We start from the raw sequence: 2,661 nt of genomic DNA on the forward strand, positions 1-2,661 counted from the left end.
GAAGTACAAGCAACCGTTCAAAACGGTGAATACGTGACCGATCCGATTGATGCAAGCAACCTTAATGATGGCACATTAACCGCTACTGCGACTGCATCTGATAAAGCAGGCAACCCGGTAACAGCACAAGATTCAGTCGAGCTTGATAACACGGCTGCCATCACCACCAGTATTGATAAATCAGCCGATTCAGTAATTAACGGTAACGGCGAAAGCGCGGCAATTATTGTACGCGGTACGGTTACCGACGTTGAAGATGGCCAAACGGTTACGGTAAGCATTAGCGATGGCGTTAACCCAGCTGTAACTACAACTGCAACAGTGACCAACGGCGAATACGTGACCGATCCGATTGATGCAAGCAATCTTAACGATGGCACATTAACCGCTACAACTAGCGTATCTGATAAAGCAGGCAACCCTGTAACAGCGCAAGATTCAGTTGAATTAGACAAGCTAGCAGAAATTGATATTGCACTGCCTGATGACGATCAAGTAATTAATAGCTTAGAGCAAGCGAGTGCTGTGTTAACGGGTAATACTGTAGATGTAGAGCAAGGGCGAGAAGTTACATTAACGCTTACCGACAGCAATAGTGTGTCTAAAGTAATAACTGCTATCGTTAGCGATAATGGCACATGGGAAGTTACTACTGATCAAATTGCTGACTTAGCCGAAGGTCAAATTAACGCAGTTGTAGCAGTCACAGATTCAGCTGGGAACCCTGCAAATTCAGAGCTTACTTTTACAAAAGACACGCTAAGCAGCGTAACTTTAAATATTGCACAAACAGACGACGGTGTTATTAACGGCAGTAACGAAAACTCGCAAATAACCATAACCGGCGCAGTTGAAAATATAGAAAATGGTCAATCAATTACAGTAACCGTATCTGACGGTGAAAACCCAGACATTGAATTAATAGGCACTGTTACTAACGGTCAATACAGTTTTGAAAATGTAGATATATCGGGCTTAAATAACGGCACAATTACAGCCACTGCCATTGTTTTAGACTTAGCGGGTAATACAGCCACAGCAAACGACACTGTTTTATTAGATCAGCTAGCCAGTGTAACTGTAGATATAAACGATACAGGCGATAATGTAATTAATGGCAACTCAGAAAATACAGTTGTTAGCATTACAGGTGATGTAACTAACATTGAAAACGGTCAAACAGTCTCAGTAGTTGTGGGTGATGGCACAAATACTGAAACATTTACTGCTGAAGTAATTAACGGCGCTTATACAATTACAGATGCTGATATATCAGCTTTAAATGATGGTACATTAACCGCAACAGCTACTGTAACCGATGTAGCAGGTAATACCGCTACAAGTAACGACACTGCCGAGCACGATAAGCTAGCCAGTACCACAATAGAAGTCGCTGAAAACGATGATGTAGTGAATGCAGTCGAGCAAAGCAATGTAATTATAAGCGGTACAGTTACCGATGTTGAAGCTACACGAGAAGTAACTGTTACATTTAGTGACGGCACCAACTCAGTTACTGCAAAAGTTGATGTAGATAGCGATGGCAACTGGCAAATAAACCCAAGTGACATAAGTATACTTACCGATGGCGAAATTGCAGTAAGCGTAAGCGTATTTGATAACGCAGGCAACGAAGCTGTAAACAACACTACATTTAATAAAGATACACAAGCAACTACATCGTTAGAACTTGCCGATAACGTAATTAATGCAGCAGAAGACGAAGCCGTAGCACTTAGCGGAAAAGTAGATGACATAGAGTCAACCAACAATGTAACGGTTACCTTTACCGATCAAAACGGTAAAACAGAGACAATTGAAAACATTGTTTTAGACAGTGATGGTAATTGGTCTGTTACCGCTGCAAATATTAGCGAACTAGCCGATGGTGAAGTAATCGCAAGTGTCAGCGTATTTGATAACGCAGGTAACGAAGCGGTTAATAGTGCAGAATTTATAAAAGACACCCAAGCAACTACCACCATAGAGCTTGCAGATACGCTTATTAATGCAGCCGAAGATGAAGCCGTAGCACTCAGCGGAAAAGTAGATGACGTAGAGTCAACCAACAATATAACGGTTACCTTTACCGATCAAAACGGTAAAACAGAAACAATTAAAAACATTGTTTTAGACAGTGATGGTAATTGGTCTGTTACCGCTGCAAATATTAGCGAATTAGCCGATGGCGACATTACAGCAAGTGTAAGCGTGTTTGATAACGCAGGTAACGAAGCAGTAAATAGCACAACATTAGTTAAAGATACCCAAGCCACAATTAACGTAAATGTAGGTGATGACGCATTTATTAATGAACAAGAGCAAGCAACAGCAAAAATTGGTGGCACAATTAGTGATGTAGAGTCAGGACAAGAAGTTGATATTGTACTAAAAGACAATAACGGTGATGAGTTGTTTACCGCTACAACCACCTTAGATGCGCAGGGTAACTGGGAGCTTAATAGCTCTATTTTACGGGTTTTATCAGATGGCGATTACACAGTAGATGTAAGCACGCAAGATATAGCGGGTAATTCAGCAACAAGCACCCTCAACTTTACAAAAGACACCCAAGCCAGTACAACGCTAGTGCTTGAAGACTCAGTAATAAACGCAGCAGAAGACGACGCGGTAAGTGTAAGCGGTAAAGTTGATGACGTA

The 2,661-nt window shown here is 41.5% G+C and carries 1 protein-coding gene; it reads left to right on the forward strand.

The window, feature by feature from the left end; genetic code table 11:
- A partial coding sequence (locus tag H5157_RS18640) for an Ig-like domain-containing protein (protein WP_259399373.1) occupies positions 1-2,661 on the forward strand: 2,661 nt, incomplete at both ends.

It is taken from the genome of Pseudoalteromonas sp. SG43-3 (genome assembly GCF_014164385.1).
Lineage (GTDB): Bacteria > Pseudomonadota > Gammaproteobacteria > Enterobacterales > Alteromonadaceae > Pseudoalteromonas > Pseudoalteromonas distincta.